The sequence below is a fragment of the Bernardetia sp. genome (assembly GCF_020630935.1).
Classification (GTDB): domain Bacteria; phylum Bacteroidota; class Bacteroidia; order Cytophagales; family Bernardetiaceae; genus Bernardetia.
On record NZ_JAHDIG010000027.1, the window covers coordinates 28143 to 49748 of the forward strand.

Genomic DNA, 21606 nt, shown 5'->3' on the forward strand with positions numbered 1-21606 from the left:
TTATTTACAAATCATTTTGAGAAATAATACTTGGGTCAATGATAAAAAAGTCTATACATTCTTTTCCATTAAAATCTACCTTTTGAGCATATTCCCAAACCGTTTTGATTTTCTTATCCTTCGTAACTACTCTGAATGAAGCCGAATAACTATCACTTTTAGCTAGTTTTTCTTTTGTAACCTGTGCTAGTTTTGGTATATCTTCTTTGTGGATGAAGCCACCAAATCCGTTCTTTTTTATAAAATTAGCATCATAACCAATCAGCTCTTCTCCAAACTCATTGACATATACAATGTCTAATTTTTTTCCTAAAGTAGCACGCCCTACAAGTGCTGGAATTTCGTCTAAAATACTAAGTAGAGATTCTAAAAATTTTTCTCTTTGTTCTAGTTCTACTTGGTTTTTTTCTAGCTCATCTATATTTTTCTGAATGAGCTTTTCTTGTTGCTTTTGTGTGGTAATGTCATCACTCACTGCTGTTATTTTTGTAACCTCATTGTTTTGGTCGTGTATAGGAATATAGAAAGTTTTGAGGAAAATAATAGAACCATCTGCTGCTTTGACTTTTACTATTCGCTCAGTATAATCTCCTTCTATGGTTTCTTTCCAAAGATGTTCGAAGGTTTCATTTCCTTCCAATTCTTCAAAATCTGAATAGCTATGTCCGATGACTTCAGACTCGTCGTATCCCGTAATTTTTTCACATAGTTCATTGACACTTAAAATCGTTCCTTTCTCATCAAAATCAATAATAACATTGAAGTCATTAATAAAATTGTGAAAATCTTTAAACTCTTTTGTCTTACGGTCTAATTCTTCTTGCGTGTTTTGTAAATATTCCATACTGATACGCATTTCTTCTTCTTGAGCCGTCATTTGCTCCAATAGGTTTTCAAGCTCTATTTGTTGTTTTTTAGATTCAGTAACATCATAGCTGAGTTTTGTAACCTTAGCAAGCTCATTTTTTGAATTAAGCGTCGGAGTATAACTTCCTCTTACCCAAACTGTTTTTCCTGTGCTATACATTCGTTTGAATGTTCCTTCAACAGTTTCTCCTTGACGTAATTTTTTCCATAAATCTAAATATTCTTCAGTAAGAACTGTTCCTTTTTCTACTAAATCAGAGTGATATTTTCCTTCTAAATCTTCTTTTTTCTCATAGCCCATAATCTTCAAAAAGTTTTCATTGACTTGAAGAATCTGTCCTTCGCTATCCATTTCTAACATTGCTACTGAATTATCAATAGCTCGTAATTGTTCTTGATTCTGACGACTTACTGTTGTTGCTTTTTCCCTAGCTTCTTCAGTTTCTTTGAGTAGGCGTTTGAGCCTAGCATCTTGCTTCATTTGGCGAGTGATATTGAGACCAATAGCAATATATTTGTAGATTTGCTCATTTTTATCTCGTACAGGAGCAATAGTTAGGTCAATCCACGCAGAACTTTTATCTGGTCGTTTGTTTTTAAAGACCAAATGTCCGATTTCTCCGAGCTGAACTTGCGCCCAAACTCGTTCCCAAGACTGTAAGTGTTCTTTATCATCTATAAGTTGTGCTAGTTTTATTCCATCCAAATCATCTTCATATCTGCGTATAGCATCAGAAACTCGTTCATTAGATGAGATAATTCTTCCTTGTGTATCTAATTGAATAAGCAAAGCAGAAAGATTGAGAGCTTCTAACTGCGCTGTAACCTCATTTTTTATATATTCTGTCTCACGCATCTGCTTGGCAAGTTCTTCTTGTGTACTGGTCAGTTCTTCTACATTTTGACGCATTTCTTCTTCTTGTGAGGCAATTTGTTCTGCATATTCTTGAGATTCCTCTAACAAACGCTTATTGTCTTCTTGTGAGCGAAGGGCTATCATAGTAGCAGCAATACGGCTTGAAATTTCCTCTAAGAAGCTACGTTCGTGTTGAGACAAAGGACGTAAAAGAGCAATTTCCAACACTCCTACCAAATTTTCACGAAGTTGTAGTGGCAAAAGCATCAGACCTTGTGGAGGAGCTTCGCCAATAGCAGATTTTATCTTAAAGAAATGAGGAGGAGGGTTTTTAAGGTAAATAGGGTCTTTAGATTCGGCAACCTGCCCCACTAAGCCATCTCCAATGAGAATTTTTTGGTCTAGCTTTTCTATATCATCATACGCATACGCTGCTGTGGCTTTCAGATAAGGTTCGTGTTTGAAAGAATCTTTATGTAAAGAATAAAAAATGCCTTGATGCGCTCCTAAATACGAAACGACTTTGTTCAGAACTTGTTGAGAAAGCATAGTAATAGATTCACTAGAAACCAAAATGTCACTAATTTGTGCTACTCCATCACTTCGCCATTTGTTTAGTCTTTCGTTTTCTACAAATGATTTCAAGCTATTTCTCATATTCAGAAGAGCTTCTCCCATTACATCGTTTTCAGCAGGAACAAACTCTGAATCTAGCTCACCTTCTGCAATCTTATTGGCAAATGCCAAATTGCCCGAAAAATTGAGTTGTTCGTTGAGGTAAATCTTATTTCTTGCATCTTGGTCGGTTTGTTTTTTCAAATAGCCAGCAAAAAATATGGCTACAAAAAGCTCTGCAGCTCCTAACAGGCAGCCAAAAAAGGCTACTTGTGAATCTAAGTTTTCTACATTGAGGAAATATTCTTTTATGTTAGCTTGTCCGAATACGCTATATAAAGCAAAGCAAATCAAAATATAAGCCCCTATAAGTGAGGCATAAAAAACCAAAATACGCCAATTCTGATAAAATACTAAGACCGTAAGCGTAATAAAAAATACGAATTGAATATAAAAAGCTCCCTGCAACTGTATCAAATATACTACGCCCATCATTGCCAAAACAGCCGTCAGGACATAACGAGCATCTTGTGGCATTACAAAACGCTTAATCAGATGATAAGCAAAGAAAGCCCCCAAACTAGGCAGAAATAAATATACTTGAACAAATTCTTGATAAAAAACAGCTAAAACAAGGCTAAATGCCAAATAAACGATAAGAAAGCGTTCCATTATTGTATCTATATAATGAAACGTTTCCTCTTCATAAGCCTCTAAAAGTTCTTCGTCTGGGACAAAATTTTCTACACTAATATGCTGCTTCATTCTGGTTATTTAATTCTTGTGCGTATTTTGAAAAGTTAATTTACAATTTCATTTTTTTAGTTCAAAATGAAAAGAGCTCTTTCCGTATTCATTTTCGATAAAATATTTTTACAAGTTGAATAAAACAGTTTTTGCTCTACTTCCTTTTTAGAAGTATCAAAAAATAGCTACTTTTTTTACATAATTCTGAACAAGAAACCGTACTTTTGAGTAGCTATACTTTACAAATCATTATAAACTCATATTCTTATTTTTTTATATGACTGACGTACTTATCATTGGAGGAGGAGTAGCTGGACTTACGGCTGCTAGAAATTTACATCAAAGAGGACTTTCTGTCAAAGTTATTGAGGCTACCGACCGAGTAGGGGGAAGAGTAAAGACAGACATAGTAAATGGTTTTCGTTTAGACAGAGGTTTCCAAGTACTATTGACAGCCTACCCAGAAGCACAAAAAGCTCTCAATTACTCAAAACTACAACTTCGAACCATTGATGCAGGTGCGCTCTTACACACAGACAAAGGAATTTTTGAGTTTGCAGACCCTTTTAGAAGTCCAGAAAAAACACTTTCTACGCTTGCCAATCCCATAGGTACGTGGGCAGATAAGCTCCGTATGCTTTTGGTCAAGACGGAAATAAATGGAAAAGATTTACACGAAATTTTTACACAACCCGAAACTTCTACGTATCAAGCTCTAAGGCAAAATTATAAATTTAAAAGCTCTTTGATAGAACAGTTTTTAAATCCTTTTTTGGCAGGTATTTTTTTAGAAAAAGATTTAGAAACTTCAAATAGAATGTTTGATTTTGTTTTTCAGATGTTTTCTAATGGAAAAGGGGCTGTTCCTGCACTTGGAATGGAAGAAATTCCTCGCCAGTTAGCTAATGTTTTGTCTGACCATGCTATCATTACAAACGAAAGAGTAGTTTCTGTCAATAAAAATGTAGCTACTACAGAAAGTGGAAATGAATTTGAAGCAAGAAGCATTTTGATAGCCACAGAAAATAATGAGTTTTCACAATCGTATAGAGCTAACTTAACAAAAAATACACAGACTAGAGGAACAACAAATCTCTATTTTTCGATGGATAAATCTATTGTGAGAAGACCTGTTTTGTGTCTAAATTCTTTGGAAAACAGATTAGTAAATAATTTTGTTGTGATGAGCGATATTTCTTCTGATTATGCTCCGATTGATAAATCTTTGCTTTCAGTTTCTATTATTACAGACGATGAAAATAAAGACTTCACAGAAGAAGAACTCATAGAAAAAACACGACGAGAACTTAGTCTTTGGTATGGAACTCACGCCTACGAATGGGAATTTTTGAAATCTTATGCTATTCCACATGCCTTGCCTAACCAAAACTCTGTCAGACATACGCCATCAGTAGATGATTTGAAAATTCATGATGGTTTATACCGTTGTGGCGATTATCTTCTCAATGGCTCGCTCAATGCTGCTATGCGTTCTGGACGTTTGGTAGCACAACTTATTGGCGACGAGATATAATTTATCTTTATAGCTGAATGTGAAAAAAACAGAGGCGTAAATTTCCCATAAATAACTGAGAACTAAAATTTTATTAGCTCAAGATTAGCTATGCAGAATGAAATAATTCGTAATTAGCTTCGCTGATTTTACAGTTCATAATTTGTAATTGGCTCATTAAAGCAAAACGATACATAATTTTTAGTAAATTTGTCGTTTTAAAACTATATCTAATCTCATTTTAAGGTTTAATTCTGCACGCATGAAAATAAAAGAAAAAGGAGGATACCAATATATAGATGAAGGCGAAGGTGAAGTGCTTTTGCTTTTACATGGGCTTTTTGGAGAGATGAGTAACTGGGAAGGCGTAGTAGCTCATTTTTCTAAAAATTATAGGGTACTTATACCTATGATGCCAATTTACACTATTTCTCTTCGCAAAGCGCATTTGGAAGGTCTTATCGATTTTGTAGAAGGGTTTGTAAAGATGGAGGAGTTGAAAGACCTCACATTGGTAGGTAATTCTTTAGGAGGGCATTTGGCTCTTATTTTTGCTCTTCGTAATAAAGACATCTCTAAAAGAATGGTCTTGACAGGTAGTTCAGGGCTTTTCGAAAATGGTATGGGAGGTTCTTTTCCTAAGCGTGGAAACTACGAATACATAAAAGAAAAAGTAGAATATACATTTCATGACCCAAAAGTTGCAACGAAAGAGCTAGTAGATGACGTATTCGAAGTAACAAATAACAATGCAAAGTGCTTGCGTATGATTACGATTGCTCGTTCGGCACAGCGCAATAATATGGCTAAAGAGATTCCACAGATAAATATTCCGACACTGTTAGTTTGGGGATTGAACGATACGATTACTCCTCCTCCTGTTGCCCATGAGTTTCATAGGCTGTTGAGAAATAGTCAGCTTCGTTTTATTGACAAGTGTGGGCATGCTCCGATGATGGAACACTCTGCTATCTTTAATGCGTACTTCGACGACTTTTTAAAAAATAATCCGTTAGAAAAGACAGCCTACATGGTTTAATAAAAAATAAACTTGTAGTTTACACACATTGCAAGTAAAAAAAATCTAAACATTGATATTGAACCTTCTTTTGTATTAAAAATGCTTCTTTGTAAAGAGGATTTAACTAAATATAATGGCTTTTCTAAGCAAATTAGCATACAAATTGTTGTTCTATTTCATAGCAAGATGATTATATTTATAAATAATCAAACAAAATTATTTATATTGTTTTGGACAAAGATAAATAATTAGGGCTTTGCTATCTATTGCTTTATCCAAAAACAACCACTATGACTGATACTTTTAATTCTACTACTTCTGTGATGGTCGCTGCCGACCTCATCAATGAAATGATACCTCCTTTAAAGGGTAACGATAGTGTAAGGAAAGCACTAAACTGGATGGATGCTTTTCGTATTACACAACTTCCTGTCGTTGAGGATAATGTGTATAAAGGCATTATCACAGAAGATATGCTCTATGAGATAAATAATCCAGAAGCAACTATCGACTCTGTTGAGCCATTTTATGAAGATGTTTTTGTAAGCGAAGAACAACATTTCTATGATGTGATGCGTCTTGCAACAGACCACAACTTGCGTATTATTGCAGTTTTGGATTTGAGTAATTTCTTTGTAGGAGTAATAACAGTAAGAGATACGTTGGCAGCCTTTGCTCGTACGTTTGCCAGCCAAAGTGCAGGGGCAATTATTGTCTTGTCAATGAATTATAGAGATTATTCTCTTTCTCATATTAGCCGTCTGATAGAAGAAAATAATACCAAAATTTTGAGTAGTTATGTAGATACAGACCCTTATGACCACAATCTTATCAAACTCACTTTAAAATTAGATAAAACAGAACTCAATGCTATTTTAGCAACCTTAGAGCGTTTTGAATATCGTGTGATTGCTAAGTTTCAAGAAAATCCAGATGCAGATATTCAGAAAGAACGCCTAGATATGTTCTTTAGATATTTTGATATATAAATAATATATCTTGCCATTGTCGGTGTCTCCACCGACGATAATTTAACAACACAAAAAATTATGAAAAGCATTTTTCAAATCAAGGAAAATGCTTTTCGTATTTAATAATTTTAGTCAATATAAATCTCCAATTTTTTACATGAAAAAAAATAAATTCAGTGTACTTTCAATAACCTTACTTGCATCTTTTTTATTATCCTTTTCAGCTTGGGCAGATAAAGATAATCACGAATATGCCAATTATGACTGGGAGGAAAATAGAGAAAGAAACGAAATTCCTGCTCACTTGAAAGATGAAGTTTCAATCGTTTTTTTAGATAAAAATATGATAGAATATTTTTATTCACCTTCAGATGACCAAGTGATTCTATACAAAACACACCATGCTATTCGCTGGCTAGGAAGTACAGATGCTGTTGAGCGTTTTAATGCCATTTTTATTCCTCTAGGAGAGGGAACTTTAGAAAAACTAAAGGTTCGTTCTATTTCTCCAAATGGAAAAGTGGTCATTTCAAACCAAGACGAACTCAAGGAAATAAAAGATGAAGAATCTGGAAGAGGTTATAAAATGTTTGCTATTGAAGGGATTGAAAAAGGGAGCGAAATCGAATATTTTTATACGACAAAAGAGACTGTTTTTGGTGGAAATCAAGAAGGAAGAGAATTTCTGCAAACAGGAACGCCCACTAAAAATGTGCATTTTGAACTTATTACACCCTCTTTTTTGCAATTTGAAGCTAAGAGTTATAACGGTTTGCCAGATGCCGAGCTAAAAGAAGACACAAACAGCGAAAAAACTATTCAAACCATTAAACTAGATAGTGTTGCGCCACTTCTAGGAGAACCATTTGCTTATGCAGACCCTAACAGAATGCGAGTAGATTACAAACTGGCGTATAATTTGGCAGCTAGTTCGAATCAGCGTTTTTATACGTGGTCGGATGCAGCACGACAGATTTACAGTGTTTTTTGCCAAACTAGAGACAAAAAAGAAGAAAAAGCTCTTAAAAAAATATATAAAGAAATAGGCATAAAAGGTAAAGAATCAGAAGAAGAACGTATCAGAAAAATAGAAAATTATCTGAAAGTCAAAGTGCAAGGGACAGAGTCTCCAACGCCAGCCTTTTCAAACATTGAAGAAATAGAAAAGTCTAAAATTGCAAACGAGCGTGGACTTGTACGCCTCTTTACAACGCTTTTTGAACTGGCAGAAGTAGATTACGAACTTATTCTGACAAGCGATAGAAGTGAAGTCAGATTTGATGGCGATTTTGATTATTGGGGCAATATGCGTGAGTTTTTAATTTATTTTCCGAATACAAAAAAATATCTTTCACCTGCCACTCCTTTATACCGTTACGGAATTGTACCAGATACGTGGACGGCAACCGATGGACTTTTTATTCGTCGAATGAAAGTAGGAGACAATGTTTTTGGAATGGGAACAGTCAGAAAAATACAACCCCTTGAAGGCGATAAAAATTTCAGCAATATCAATTTAAAAATGAAGTTCAATGAAGATATGGACGCTGTGAAAGCTGATTTAAAATATAGTTTTGGAGGACTTTCTGCTGTTGGTATTCAGCCAATTATTCCTTATTTGTCTGGAGAAAAGCGTGATGAAATGTTAGAAAATGTTTTGAGAGGGCTTTCAGAAGATGCAGAATTTGAGAATATTGAGTTAGAAAATGAAAAAATGAACACCGACCTTTTAGAAAATGAGTTTGCTATCAAAACTAACTTTGAATCGAAGTCGTGGATAGAAAAGGCAGGAAATAAATATCTCTTCACTATTGGAAAATGTATCGGTCCTCAATCGGAACTCTACCAAGAAAAGGAGCGAAAACTAGCTGTAGAGAACGGACACAACCGTATTTATGACAGAACATTAGTCTTTGATATTCCAGAAGGCTACACAGTCAAAAACTTAGATGATTTGAAACTCAATGTTGTCTTTGATGACGGTGGAAAGAAAAATTGTGGTTTTGTTTCAGATTACAAACAAGAAGGAAATACTATAACTGTAGATATTTTTGAGTATTACTATGAGATTTATCTTCCTTTAGAAGATTTTGAAGAGTACAGAAAAGTCATCAATGCAGCAGCCGATTTTAATAAAATTGTATTGGTGCTAGAAAAGGAGTAAAAATTTTTGATGCAGAATGGTTTATTTTTACGTAAACCATTCTGTGTTAGATTATCTTTGTTTTTCTCCTAACTTATATATTTGTTCTAGCCATTTTTTACGCTGTTTTTGTGTGGATGTTTTTACGATTCCAATATAAGTTGTTTTAACAGGCTTGACTCCACAAAATTCAAGGGTATTTTTCTTTAATTGTTTTGTACTAGGTTGCCCATTAATAAACTTATAGTACCAAGTTGGTTGGTCTAATGTAGTGATAATGTGTGCTGTTTTACCTTTTAAAAGTTTATCCCAAAAAATAGAGTTTTCTCTGTATGCAAAGGCAAATGTTGGTAGAAATACCCTATCAATAAATCCTTTTAAAATAGCAGGTAAACCTCCCCACCAAACAGGATGTATCCAAACCAAATGCTCTGCCCATTTTATTTTTTCCCAAGCTTCTAATAAGTCAGGTTCTAATACAGTTCTCTTTTGATAACCATACTGTAGATTAGGATTAAAATTTAACTCTGAAATAATGATTTCTTTAATTTCTGCTTGAGAACTTTCTGCTCCTGTTTTATAGGCTGCTGCAATTCCAAAGTTAAATGAATCTTTGTTTGGATGCCCATTTATAATCAAAATTTTCTTACTCATTTGTCTATTTTTTAGTCTAATTGATTTATTATTTTATAATAAACAAAGGTAGAAAAGAGCTTAATTAGGCTATAGGACAAATGTCTAAAACACAACTTCCTTTCGTATTCTGCTCAAATGTCTTTGTGTTATTCCTAAGTAAGAAGCTAAATAGTGTAGTGGAATTTCTTGTATATATTGAGGTTGGTTTTCAATTAAGTCTCTATATCTTTCAGCAGCATTATCTTTTTGAAGTTGATAAATTCTTTTTTCTAACTCAATATACTGTTGTTCAGCTATGATTTTATACATCTTTAGCCAGTTTATACTATGCTTTGCAAAATTATCTAGTGTATTTTTGGAAATTACCAGCAACTCAGCATTTGTAATAGCCTGTATATTTTCAGAAGTAGCTTCTTCTGTAATAAATGAAGAATAAGCAGCTATGAAGTTAGCAGGAAACATAATACAATAAGTAAACTCTTCGCCTTTATTTGTAGTATAAAACGAACGAAATGTACCCGAATTTATAAAAGCAATTTCATTGCATACTTCACCTTCACGAATAAAAAAATCAGATTTATTTAATTTCTTTCTAACAGTATTTTGTACAAAATCATTAATTTCTTTTTCTGAAAGAATACCAAAAGAATTGAGGAATTTTTTAACCATATAATCTAACAATGATATTTGCAATTATCTTGATATTACTCTATTGAGCTGACCTAAATAGAAAATAAAATCAGTCTTGCAGAAAAACATTAGGGTAAAATAGTTTTTATTTTAATACAACAAACCACTTTTACAGGTCATTATAAAAGTGGTTTGTTTTCTATTGATAAGAAACACTTATGATGCTTTATGCTCTATAAATATTCTCTTTTGAAAATTAAAGTTTATTTACCAAAATTAATCTCCTCCCAAAAGTCCACCTAAAGAAGTTGCTTTTGAAGTAGCCTTACTCATTGGAGAAAGTGCTTGAACGAGTTTAGAAATTGGCATAGATTGTAGCCAAACTTTTCCAGTTCCACTAAGCGTAGCTAAAAACAAGCCTTCACCACCCAAAAACATAGATTTTAGGTTTCCTGCTCGTTGAATGTCCATCGAAATGCCTTCTTCAAAAGCCACGATACAGCCTGTATCTACTTTTAGCGTTTCGCCATTGAGTTCTTTTTCAATGATTGTTCCTCCAGCATGGAAAAATGCCATTCCATCACCTTGTAATTTCTGCATGATGAACCCTTCGCCACCAAAAAATCCAGAACCAAAACGACGATTAAGGTGTACTGAAATTTTTGTTCCTAATGCAGCACAAAGAAAACTATCTTTCTGAACGATAAGCGTACTATTGTTGCAAGCTGAAAGCTGAACAGGTGTAACCGTTCCAGGGTAAGGAGCTGAAAAAGCTACTCGTCCTTTTCCACTTCCTCGCTGCGTGAAGTGTGTCATGAAAAGTGATTCGCCTGTTATCATTCTTGCGCCTGCCGACATAAGTTTACCAAAAATGCCTTGTTCTGGTTCAGAGCCATCGCCCATTTTGGTTTCGAAAGCTATATTTTCTTCCATGTAGAGCATTGCTCCAGCTTCTGCAATGACCGTTTCGTTAGGGTCTAATTCTACTTCTACAATTTGAATATCGTTTCCGATAATAGTATAATCTATCTCGTGAGATTTCATAAGGAAAAAATGTTTTTTAATAAGTGAATTTTTAAAAATGAATTTTAACTTTCAAAAAATACGGATTTTGTCTTTTAAAAGCAAAAAGCGTTTTAGATTTATTCTAAAACGCTTTTTGAATATTTAATTAATCGTTAATCACTTAACATTAATAACTATATTATCTTCCTCGCTTCATCATTTTAGCTAGTTTTTTATTTCCACCTGGTCCTTGGAATTGGTTCATCTTACGCATCATTTTACGCATTTCACCAAACTGCTTGATAAGGTTGTTTACTTCTTGGATAGTACGTCCACTACCAGCAGCCAAACGACGACGACGACTTCCATCTAAAACATCTGGATTTGCTTTTTCGTAAGGAGTCATTGAATTGATAATAGCTTCAATCGGACGGAACGCATCATCATCAATTTCAAAATCTTTCATTTTTGAGCCAATGCCTGGAAGCATTCCAACTAGGTCTTTAATGTTACCCATTTTCTTGATTTGCTCAATTTGAGAGATAAAGTCATTGAAATCAAACTGATTTTTACGGATTTTCTTATTGATTCTTCTTGCCTCATCTTCATCATACGCCTGCTGCATTCTATCAACGAGGGAAAGAACGTCTCCCATTCCCAAGATACGCTGTGCCATACGGTCTGGATAGAAAGCATCAATTCCGTCTATCTTTTCACTCGTACCTATGAATTTAATTGGCTTATCTACCACTCTACGGATAGAAAGGGCAGCACCACCACGAGAATCACCATCTAATTTTGTAAGCACTACACCATCATAATCGATGCGTTCGTTGAATATTTTTGCAGTCGTAACAGCATCCTGTCCTGTCATAGCATCCACTACAAAAAGAGTTTCAGTAGGATTCAGAACTTTTTTCATTTCTGAAATCTCTGTCATAAGAGATTCATCGATTGCCAAACGACCTGCCGTATCGACGATAATTATTTTTTTTCCTGTGTCTTTACCGTGTCTGATAGCATTTTCTGCAATCTGAACAGGGTTATTATTTTCTGGCTCTGCATAGACTTCAATATCAATTTGCTCTGCCAATGTTTTTAACTGGTCAATCGCAGCAGGACGGTACACGTCACAGGCTGCTAAAAGAACTTGACGACCTTGTTTTTTGAGGTGGTTAGCAAGTTTTGCAGTAAAAGTAGTCTTACCAGCACCATTCAGACCTGCCACCAAAATAATAGAAGGATTCCCAGAAAGATTCATTTCCTTACGTTCCCCACCCATTAGTTGAGTAAGTTTGTCATAGACAATCTTTGTAAAAAGTTCCCCTGGTTTTACAGCAATCAAGACTTCACGTCCGTAAGCCTCATCTTTAATTTCGTCTGTAACCGTTTTGGCTACTTTATAATCTACGTCGGCATCTACTAGCGCACGACGAATTTCTTTAATAGTGGTTGCTACGTTTACTTCTGTAATTCTTCCTTCGCCTTTCAGCGATTTCATAGCTTTGTCTAAACGAGCCGTTAAATTATCTAACATATCTAAAAAGCGATTGTATTTTTTCTATTAAAAGTGGAATTTCTTTGCTAAAAAGTTTTCAACACACAAAGGTACAGAAAAACAAGGAATAAATGAATTGATAATTGATAATTGATGTTTAATAATGGCTTATGCCATTGATTATCAATTTTTTAGGAATAAAAATAGGATTAAAATAATTTTAAATAGACTTAAATTCTATGTGTGTCATAACCCTTGAATCTCCAGTGAGATTGTCTTTATAAATATCTTCTTCGTAAATGTATAAAAACTCTTTTTTTTCTTCTGCTTCAAAATTTTTGACCTGTTTTGTAATTTCTGAAATGGTGTTGTTTATCGGTTGCCAATCTGAATCTTTTTCTAAACTTGCATCCCACCAACTTAGCGAAATACTGACAGCAGAGTTTAAAGTAAGTTTATAAGTAGTTCCATCTCTTCCTCCCTCTCCAAAAATTTGAGTTTGTGGAAAGGGCGTATTTTTGATTTTATTTTCTATTTCTTTGAAAGTAGTTTCTGAAAGTATGCCTGTTTCCTTTCTAAAAAGTAGAGATAATTTAATATTACTTTCTGTTAGCTCTTCATCTTTCGTTTCGACTATCGTATTTTTTACCCAATGATAAGACCCATAATATTTGTAAAATGAAATACCAAAATCCTTATAAAAAGTCGGAAAACAGAATAGGACAATATTCCCTCTTTCTTGATTTTGAATATCTTCCAGAGATTGGTAGATGATTCTATTTCGTTCTACATAAAGATTTTTGTACATCTAAAATTTTTATTTCATATTTTTCCATTCCTTAAAACGCATATCCAATACTTTGGCTACTTTCTCATAATTTTCCCACGTATCTTCTACCAAGTACATACATTCGTATTGTGGAAATATTTTTCTGTAATCTTCAATATAGTTTCCTCCTCCGTAATAGGCTTTCGTAAATTTTTGCGCTTCCTCATTGAGCATTTCATCAGAAACAACACCGTCCCAAATTTCACTAAAAATGCAGCAAGAAATAGAGCGTTGTAGTAGATTTCGAATTTGCAAACCTGCCTCATCTTCAAAATCTTCGCTTGCGAGGTCATTAGTAACAATCCAACTCAAAAATATTCCAATATGTGTATGGGCGTGTTCGATAGAGAGTTCCATAAACTCTTCTTTATCTATGTGGGAATTAGCTTGGTCGTAGAGCATTTGTTATAGTTTTAAAATTTAAGTAAGTAAATATTTTTACAAAGACATATCATAATATTTTATGAACATTTCTTTGATGAGTTCTTCTAAGTTTTCTTCAGTTTCTATGTGTTTTTTGTTGAGGAGGAGGTAGGCACTGTTTGTAGAGCTTTTTCTGTGGAAAAATTTGTTTGGAGAAAAACAGCGTAACATAACTTTACTATATACTTTAAATCTTTTAGACATTGCTACCTCTTCGTCTTCTGAATTTGCACCTATAAAACCAAACAAGGAAAGGTCATTTTTCTGATATAACCAAAACATTATTTCGATATTTGTAGAAATTACACGAGCTACATCATTAAATCCACTCAATAACTGGTATTTTTTATCTGAATTCTCATGATTCTTTAAATAAAATTTTACTACAAACACTAAGTTTTCATACTCTTCTACTCTTACAATATATCTATGATTGAAGCGACATTTGAAAGCAAATTTATGTAGTTTGTTGAAAGGCTCTGTTTTCGTTTTAGTATGACCTAAGTAGTTAAACTTGTAAGGAGTATTAAACATTATATTCTATATTTGTAAACAGATGGACGTTCTTTCCACATCTCTTCTTCTGAAATAGATTCAAACAAATCTCCTTCTTTAGTTGGTCTATCTAGTTTTTCAAATTCTTTTTTGACTTTTTTACAGTACCATTCAAAAGGCTTATAAATTAGTCGTATTGGGTAGAAAATAAAATATCTTATTTTACTTATTTCCTTTAACTTAGTAAAGATAATTTCATTTTCCTTAGCAATAGGCAAGGCTTCATCGTAAGCTATTCTGCTTTGTCTGTATTCTTCGGCACTTTTGAAGTTGATTTTTTCAGCATAGCTTTTACGTATCATAAAAAATGCAATTAGAGCAACTATCCAAAAAGCAAAATATAAAATAGGAAAAAACAGAATAGCCAAAACAACCACTACAACATCTTTAAAATATTTGGATATATTATTTTCTATAAATAATGAATCAATAGTTTTTAATAAACTATGCGATAATTCTAATGGTGCAGTATTCATAAATGAATTGGTTTGTTCAACATCTTAAACCGTAATTCAATACTTAAAGTTTTTTACAAAAATAAGTAGCCTATAAATTATATAAGCTACTTATTAAAATTTTCAGCAAAAATCAGTCTAAAAAATGATTAATAGAGTTCTGGGAAATCTTGTGGATTAAACTCGTGCATCAAAGTATAAGCTGCTTCTGTGATGTCTTCCGGATTTGGCTTAGAGAAATAATCGCCATCTGTTGCGTAAGCTGGACGGTGGTCGTGTGCCGAAACACAAACAGGCTTAGAATCTAAGAAACGATACGCATTTTGCTCATCTAGAACTTTTTGCATCATGTAGGCTGTTCCACCACCTTCTACATCTTCGTCAGCAAAAATAACACGGTTGGTCTTCTTGATAGATTCCAAAATGATATGATGACGGTCAAACGGAAGAAGTGTCTGAACATCAATTACTTCTATATCTACGCCTAGTTTCTCTAGCTGCTCGGCTGCTTCCATCACAATTCTGCACATAGAACCGTAGGTAACAACTGTAACATCTTTTCCTTCTCTCAAAATTTCTGGAACACCCAAAGGAACAGTAAATTCTCCTACGTTATCTGGTGTTTTTTCTTTCAAACGGTAGCCATTCAGACATTCAATAATAAGTGCTGGGTCATCAGATTTGAGCATAGTGTTGTAAAAACCTGCTGCCTGTGTCATATCACGAGGTACTAAAACATACATTCCACGAAGCGCACCTAAAATAGTTCCGATAGGCGAACCTGCATGCCAAATTCCTTCCAAACGGTGTCCACGAGTACGGACAATGAGTGGTGCTTTTTGTCCAGCTTTCGTACGGTAACGCAAACAAGCCAAATCATCTGACAAAATTTGCAAACCATAAAGCAAATAATCTAAATATTGAATTTCAGCAATCGGACGCAATCCACGCATTGCCATTCCAATTCCTTGTCCCATAATGGTTGCTTCACGGATACCTGTATCTGTGATTCTGCTTTCTCCAAACTTCTCTTGCAGACCTGCAAAGGCTTGGTTTACGTCTCCAATTTTACCCACATCCTCTCCAAAGGCAACTACCAAAGGATTTTTCTCAAATGCTTCAATAAAACATGCTTGCAATACTTCTCTTCCATCTACTACTGGACTATCCTCTGAATAAGTAGGTTTTACTTCTTCTACATTCAAAGCAGAAAGTTCTGTTTCAGAATACAAGTGTGAGTTATAACGGTCGTAATTTTCTTCTTTTGTTCTGTCAATGAAAAGTTTTAAATCTACACGAACAGGGTTTTCAAGCTCATTTTTGAGTGTTCGGAGTGCAGCTTTTACGGCTTTAGTTGTATCCAGACGCATTGCATTGAGCGTAGTTTTGAGCGTCTTATGGATGTCTAATAATTCATTTTTAATATTTTGGTTAGAAGACTGATTAGCTGCTCTTTCTATCAAATTTAGGGCTTCATCTTGGTCTTTTTGCATATCTTCATTGAAGATTTTCCAAGCATGATTTCTTGCGTCTCTAGCTCTTGCAAAAGCATCTTTTTCTATTTTATCTAGTTCTTCTTCTGTCGAAATTCCTTCTGAGAGAATCCATTTACGCATTTGCAACAAACAATCGTATTCTTTTTCCCACTCCAAACGCTCTTTTGGCTTATAACGAGTATGCGAACCCGAAGTAGAGTGTCCTTGTGGCTGTGTAACTTCTTCTACATGAATCAGAACAGGCTGATGTTCGGTACGAGAAAGGTTGGCTGCTTTTACATAAACTCGGCAAAGTTCAGCATAATCCCACGCTTTTACTTTGATGATTTCATAGCCTTTATGATTTTCGTCTCTTTGGAAACCAGATAAGACTTCCGAAATACTTTCTTTTGTAGTTTGATATTTTTTAGGAACAGAAATTCCATAGCCATCATCCCAAACCGACATTACTACTGGCACTTGAAGCACGCCCATAGCATTTATCGCCTCCCAAAAAAGTCCTTCCGAAGTAGAAGCATCACCGATTGTTCCAAAAGCTACTTCATTTCCATTTTTTGAAAATTTAGTGTATTCTGATAAAATATCAGCATTTTGGCGATAGGTTTTTGAAGCGAGTGCCAATCCTACCAAACGAGGCATTTGTCCTGCTGTTGGAGAAATATCTGCACTTGAATTATATTGTTCTGTAAGGTTTTTCCAATCTCCGTTCTCATCTATTGAACGAGTAGCAAAGTGTCCATTCATCTGGCGACCTGCCGAAGCTGGGTCAGCTTCTAGGTCTGTATGAGCATATAACTGTGCAAAATACTGCTCTAAAGTAATTTCTTCTAAAGCAAGCATAAAGGTTTGGTCTCGGTAATAACCCGAACGAAAATCTCCTTTTTGAAACGCCTTTGCCATCGCAATCTGAGGAACTTCTTTTCCATCTCCAAAAATTCCGAATTTGGCTTTCCCTGCAAATACTTCTTTTCGTCCTAAAAGACTGGCATTTCGGCTTTCCCAACCGATACGATAGTGTTTCAAGACTTCTTTTGTATCAAAACTTGTATTTGTAGGCGTAGATTCTTTTAGCGTTTCTTTTGTCTGCATAACTTTAGATAGCTTAATTTTATTAAATTATAATTTATGTGTGTTTGTTCCAGTAGAGGTATCATTGCATCAGACCCTACGAGTTTTTACTAATTTGAGGGTCTTGTTTAAATGTGATGCTTACAAATTTAACAAACTAGAGGCATATTTGGAAATCTAAAATTTTCATAAAACTGTGCTTTTGTAAAGTCTTCATTTTGAGAGGTTTGTGTTTTTCAATACCTTTTGTATGCTTTTAATCCTATTTTATTCTCTTTTGTTTGGCAGATAGTAAGAAATACAGAAGAGATTTGAACAATGTGTCAGAATAAGAAATTATAGACTTTTATACCAAAAAAAGCTATTTTACCCTTTAAAATCTAACTGCTTCAATTTTATTTATCCCCTTTATCAATTATGTTCAAAATATTTCCATTCTTTTTATTCTTTGTTTGTACAGTATGTTTAGCTTCTTGTATGACACAGAAATCAGTAGATAAAGACTCTAAAGAAATTGCTAAAATAAATTACCTTGCTCTAGGCGACTCCTATACTATCGGAGAAAGTGTAAAAATAAGAGAGCGTTATCCTGTACAGCTTGCTGAAAGAATTGAATTTTTATCAAAAAATAATCAAGATAAAAACAAAATTTATTTTGAAGTAGGGTAAACGCACGAAACTTTTTATACTAGCTCACTTAGCTTTAAATAAACTTTACTTGTCAGAGTAATATAAATAATCAAAGTAAAAAAGAGCTTCTATTTGATTTAAATGGCTATACTTTTTTTTCGTGCGTTTACCCTAATTTTGAAGAACCCAAAATCATTGCAAAAACAGGTTGGACATGCGAAGAACTCTTGACAGCGATTCGTTTGGCAGAACAACGAAAAGACTTAAAACAAAAATATGACATTGTATCTCTTCTCATTGGAGTAAACGACCAATACGATGGAGAAGATAGCACGAAATATGAACAACGTTTTGAAAAACTATTGCAAAAGGCAATTAGTTTGGCTGCAAAAGATGCTTCAAAAGTATTTGTGATTTCAATTCCAGATTACGGAATGACAGATTTTGCCAAAAGTAAAAATTTGGATACTCAAAAAATAGCTAGTGAGATAGATTATTATAATAGAATAAATAAACAGATTTCACTGAAATACAAAGTAAAATATTTTGACATAACGCCAATTTCAAGAAAAGCAGCTCAAGACAAAACGCTCATTGCTAGTGATGGACTTCATCCTTCTGGGCAGATGTATAAAGAATGGGTAGATTTGATGGCAAAAGACGTGATGAAGATGCTTAACAAATAAAGAATTCTAAATCAGATTAGATTCTAGTCTTTGTTGTTCTAAGTTTTTTTGAAAAAATAGCTTTTTACTATCCAAATCAAAACACAAAAGTTTGCCATAGCCTTGTGCTGCAAAATCATAAAAAACTGCTCCATTATCAAGGCAGATAACTTTAGAATTATTTTGTATAGCGTATTGAATATCAATCAGTGGAGTAGGCTGATGTCCAAAGATTATGGCTTTAGATTTGGCAAGTTCTTCATCATAAAAAACATCACGTAACCATAACATTTCTTCGAAGTCTTGAAAAGGATTTTCGGCATCGAAATTAAATCCTGCATGAACCAAAAAATAATCTTCTAACTCAATATAGAAATACAGATTTTTTAAGAATGTGTGATATTTTTCTTCTATCTGTCCTGTATGATGTAGCAAGTTTTCAAGTTTGTAGGCTTTATGAAAAATAAGAGGATTTTCTGGGTATTCTTCTATACTTTCTAAAAGTGTTTGTTCGTGATTTCCTCGTAGTAAAAAAATAGTATATCCTTCTGATTCAAGCCTTAGAATCTCGTCAATTACTCCTTTGCTATCAATACCTTTATCGATATAATCTCCTAAGAAAAACAATACGTCATCTTTTGTCAGATTGATTTTTTGGAGTAAAGCACGAAAGGTAGAAGAGCAGCCATGTATATCTGGTATGACTAATCTTCTACCTTTGGTTTGTTTAGAATCTGTAGCTATTTTGAAAGGAAAATTCATTATTTAATTCCTCTCTCATTCAATGCTCTGTGATAACGTCTTGCATTGGCTTCATGTTCTGCATTTGTTTTGGCAAAAGCGTGATAGCCAGATAAGTCTTCTTTTGCACAGAAAAATATATACTCGTGATTTTCTGCATTCAAAACAGCATTTAATCCAGAAATAGATGGTAAGCGAATTGGAGCAGGAGGCAAACCAGCATATTTATACGTATTGAATGGCGATTCGATTTCTTTATGGCTATTCAAGACCCTTTTGATAGTAAAATCTTTGTGAGCAAAAACAAGTGTTGGGTCAGCTTGTAAGAGCATTTCTTTTTCCAAACGATTCAAGTAAACACCTGCTACACGAGGTTTTTCATCAGCATAACGAGTTTCTGCATCTACAATAGAAGCCAAAATAGCTACTTCTTTTTGAGAAAGTCCTTTTGCTTTAGCTAACTCTTTTCGTTTGTCTGTCCAAAATTTATCATATTCTTTTTTCATTCTCTCCACTACTTCCTCTTTTGTAGCTGTCCAGTACATTTCGTAGGTATTGGGAATGAACATAGAGATAAAATTGTCCTTGTCAAAACCAAACTCTTTTGCTGTGCTTTCATCTTGCAAATAAGTAGCAAACTCTGCTGAATCTAGTTCTAAGTTGTTTGTTATTTTTCCTGCAAGGTCTGTTAAGAAACGCAAGTTTTGGTTAAAGGTAACATTTACAGGAGCTTGATTTCCAGAACGAAGTTGGCGTACAAAATCAATCGTATTTGTTTTTGGAGTAAGAATATAACGCCCTGCTTTTACATTATCTACATATCCTAGCCACTTTGAAAATACGCCAAAAGCAACAGGGTGTTGAATTGTCCCTTCTGTACGGAGTTTCTTGGCAAGTTCGTCATATTTCATTCCTTTTGGAATGTACAAAACTTGTTCTTTTGCTCCTTTTTGAGTCAAGACATTTGGAGTATATGCCATCTGATAAATGTAATAGCTTGTCGCAATCACAAAAACAGATAAGCCTGCAAATACGCCTAAAATTATCTTATATTTTAAACTGATTTTACCTTTCGAATTGTCTTTGTTTGAAGTAGCCATGATACTCTAATCTTTGTTTGATTAGACCCTAAGGGTTTTTGAACTGACAAGTCAGCGAAGCTAAAACTCTTAGGGTCTTTTTTATTTTTTAATTTCTGTATTCAAATACCCTTTGCGACGGATAACTGTTTCAACAAATTTTACTTCATTTTCAGATTTGAAAATGTTGAAAGGAAAGTACAAAAATTCAAATTTTGAGAGATAAAGAACAAAAGCGTCTTCTCTTTTTTCTACCTTAATAACTCTATCCCACTTGATTTCTGAACCACGTTTGGCATCTATCATCATCATGATGCGTTTGCTATTGATGTCGTAGGCATATTTTTCAAAAAGTGGTTTTGACTTTTCGTGCATCGTAAGTCCTTTAAACTGAATGTACCAAAAAAGAAGATACAGACCAGACAATGTAATTGCTACGCCTAAGCCCCAACCCCACAAGCCAAAGGCAAGAAAAATAAGAAATATAGCAGGGGGAATAAGCCAAGCCCACCACCATTCTTTTAAGGCATTTACAAATGAAATTTTGACGTAAACATCTGGGTCTAATTTATATTTTTTTGTTTTGACAATCATAGAAAAATGAATTCAGAATGAATTTTTTTATAATTTGAATCACTATTTTAATTTGACTGCAAAATTAAGCAAAATAAAATAAAAACAAGGGAAAAGACTTACTCTTTCCTACTCTTGTTGAGCTTTCATTTCGGATGGCTGTAAAAGGTTAAAGTTTTAGTAGGTTTGTGGTAGCACTTTTTTTGTTTGTCTTATTTCTTTAGAATATTAGCAAAGGTATAAATAATAGAAATATGGATTTTATAGAATACATTGTAAATCTTTTTAAAAGAAATGCTGGTCTATTTCGGCATAATCATATTCATATATTGGTTATTTTTTGTTTCTTGGAAAGAAAAGAAAAAAGATTTTCAAGGAAAAGTAACTTATTTTAATTCTTTCAAAAAGGAAGTTATAGATGATAAAACTGAAGAGAAAGAAGAAAATACACAATCAAATAATAACGAAAAAGAGTAGAGACTGAGAAAGTAGTTACTACTAACTTTTGCGTTTATGAGTATTTTTCTCTGCTCCTTCTCAACTGCCAAAAACGAAAAAACAAAAACAGGAAAAGAGACTAGCTCTTTCCC

20 protein-coding genes are annotated in these 21606 nt (G+C 33.9%); 7 read left to right on the plus strand and 13 right to left on the minus strand.

What is annotated here, in order from left to right; translation table 11 throughout:
- Positions 1-4 precede the first annotated feature (4 nt).
- Positions 5-3103 (minus strand): PAS domain S-box protein, encoded by a 3099-nt coding sequence (locus QZ659_RS09330; protein WP_291725340.1) that lies wholly within the window; start codon positions 3101-3103, stop codon positions 5-7.
- Between the two features lie 259 nt (positions 3104-3362).
- Here QZ659_RS09330 and QZ659_RS09335 point away from each other — a divergent pair, with 259 nt between their 5' ends.
- The 4 genes from QZ659_RS09335 (at position 3363) to QZ659_RS09350 (ending at position 8754) form a co-directional block, all read left to right on the plus strand.
- Complete coding sequence (locus QZ659_RS09335) at positions 3363-4619, plus strand: protoporphyrinogen/coproporphyrinogen oxidase (RefSeq protein WP_291725342.1); 1257 nt, start codon at positions 3363-3365, stop codon at positions 4617-4619.
- A 241-nt stretch (positions 4620-4860) separates the two neighbouring features.
- Entirely contained in the window at positions 4861-5637 is a 777-nt protein-coding gene (locus QZ659_RS09340; RefSeq protein ID WP_291725344.1) for an alpha/beta fold hydrolase, read from the plus strand.
- Positions 5638-5909: 272 nt separating this feature from the next.
- Positions 5910-6608: a CBS domain-containing protein gene (locus tag QZ659_RS09345; protein ID WP_291725346.1), complete on the plus strand. Its 699-nt coding sequence runs from the start codon at positions 5910-5912 to the stop codon at positions 6606-6608.
- A gap of 139 nt (positions 6609-6747) precedes the next feature.
- Positions 6748-8754 carry a DUF3857 domain-containing protein gene (locus tag QZ659_RS09350; RefSeq protein WP_291725348.1) on the plus strand — a complete coding sequence of 669 codons (2007 nt, stop codon included), beginning with the start codon at positions 6748-6750 and terminating at the stop codon, positions 8752-8754.
- Positions 8755-8805: 51 nt separating this feature from the next.
- Here QZ659_RS09350 and QZ659_RS09355 read toward each other — a convergent pair whose 3' ends face one another.
- The 9 genes from QZ659_RS09355 to QZ659_RS09395 form a co-directional block, all read right to left on the minus strand.
- Positions 8806-9387 carry an NAD(P)H-dependent oxidoreductase gene (locus QZ659_RS09355; protein ID WP_291725350.1) on the minus strand — a complete coding sequence of 194 codons (582 nt, stop codon included), beginning with the start codon at positions 9385-9387 and terminating at the stop codon, positions 8806-8808.
- Between the two features lie 84 nt (positions 9388-9471).
- The gene (locus tag QZ659_RS09360) at positions 9472-10038 is read right to left on the minus strand and encodes a Crp/Fnr family transcriptional regulator (RefSeq protein ID WP_291725352.1); all 567 of its coding nucleotides are present in this window, start codon (positions 10036-10038) and stop codon (positions 9472-9474) included.
- A gap of 237 nt (positions 10039-10275) precedes the next feature.
- Positions 10276-11043, minus strand: a complete 768-nt coding sequence (locus QZ659_RS09365) for a TIGR00266 family protein (protein ID WP_291725354.1) — start codon at positions 11041-11043, stop codon at positions 10276-10278.
- Between the two features lie 160 nt (positions 11044-11203).
- On the minus strand, positions 11204-12541 hold the full coding sequence (gene ffh, locus QZ659_RS09370) for a signal recognition particle protein (protein WP_291725356.1): 1338 nt from the start codon (positions 12539-12541) through the stop codon (positions 11204-11206).
- Positions 12542-12722: 181 nt separating this feature from the next.
- On the minus strand, positions 12723-13310 hold the full coding sequence (locus tag QZ659_RS09375) for a hypothetical protein (protein WP_291725358.1): 588 nt from the start codon (positions 13308-13310) through the stop codon (positions 12723-12725).
- Between the two features lie 9 nt (positions 13311-13319).
- Entirely contained in the window at positions 13320-13733 is a 414-nt protein-coding gene (locus QZ659_RS09380) for a hypothetical protein (protein WP_291725359.1), read from the minus strand.
- A 36-nt stretch (positions 13734-13769) separates the two neighbouring features.
- Positions 13770-14288, minus strand: a complete 519-nt coding sequence (locus QZ659_RS09385; RefSeq protein WP_291725362.1) for a hypothetical protein — start codon at positions 14286-14288, stop codon at positions 13770-13772.
- The gene (locus tag QZ659_RS09390) at positions 14288-14785 is read right to left on the minus strand and encodes a hypothetical protein (RefSeq protein WP_291725363.1); all 498 of its coding nucleotides are present in this window, start codon (positions 14783-14785) and stop codon (positions 14288-14290) included. The genes QZ659_RS09385 and QZ659_RS09390 overlap by 1 nt, the downstream gene beginning before the upstream one ends.
- 128 nt (positions 14786-14913) lie before the next feature.
- Positions 14914-17349, minus strand: a complete 2436-nt coding sequence (locus QZ659_RS09395) for a thiamine pyrophosphate-dependent enzyme (RefSeq protein WP_291725364.1) — start codon at positions 17347-17349, stop codon at positions 14914-14916.
- Positions 17350-17805: 456 nt separating this feature from the next.
- On the opposite strand from QZ659_RS09395, the gene QZ659_RS09400 reads away from it, so the two are divergent.
- Together QZ659_RS09400 and QZ659_RS09405 are read left to right on the plus strand one after the other, a co-directional pair.
- Entirely contained in the window at positions 17806-17997 is a 192-nt protein-coding gene (locus tag QZ659_RS09400) for a hypothetical protein (protein ID WP_291725365.1), read from the plus strand.
- Between the two features lie 155 nt (positions 17998-18152).
- A complete protein-coding gene (locus QZ659_RS09405) occupies positions 18153-18644 on the plus strand; it encodes an SGNH/GDSL hydrolase family protein (protein WP_291725380.1) in 492 nt (163 codons plus the stop codon).
- A 6-nt stretch (positions 18645-18650) separates the two neighbouring features.
- On the opposite strand, the gene QZ659_RS09410 is transcribed toward QZ659_RS09405, so the two are convergent.
- The 3 genes from QZ659_RS09410 to QZ659_RS09420 all read right to left on the minus strand — a co-directional run bounded on the left by QZ659_RS09410 (position 18651) and on the right by QZ659_RS09420 (position 21037).
- A complete protein-coding gene (locus tag QZ659_RS09410) occupies positions 18651-19385 on the minus strand; it encodes a metallophosphoesterase family protein (protein WP_291725366.1) in 735 nt (244 codons plus the stop codon).
- Positions 19385-20464 carry an endolytic transglycosylase MltG gene (mltG, locus tag QZ659_RS09415; protein ID WP_291725367.1) on the minus strand — a complete coding sequence of 360 codons (1080 nt, stop codon included), beginning with the start codon at positions 20462-20464 and terminating at the stop codon, positions 19385-19387. The genes QZ659_RS09410 and mltG overlap by 1 nt, the downstream gene beginning before the upstream one ends.
- Before the next feature lie 81 nt (positions 20465-20545).
- Positions 20546-21037, minus strand: coding sequence for a YcxB family protein (locus QZ659_RS09420; RefSeq protein ID WP_291725368.1), 492 nt, complete (start codon positions 21035-21037; stop codon positions 20546-20548).
- A gap of 273 nt (positions 21038-21310) precedes the next feature.
- Here QZ659_RS09420 and QZ659_RS09425 point away from each other — a divergent pair, with 273 nt between their 5' ends.
- Positions 21311-21493, plus strand: coding sequence for a hypothetical protein (locus QZ659_RS09425; RefSeq protein WP_291725369.1), 183 nt, complete (start codon positions 21311-21313; stop codon positions 21491-21493).
- Positions 21494-21606 lie beyond the last annotated feature (113 nt).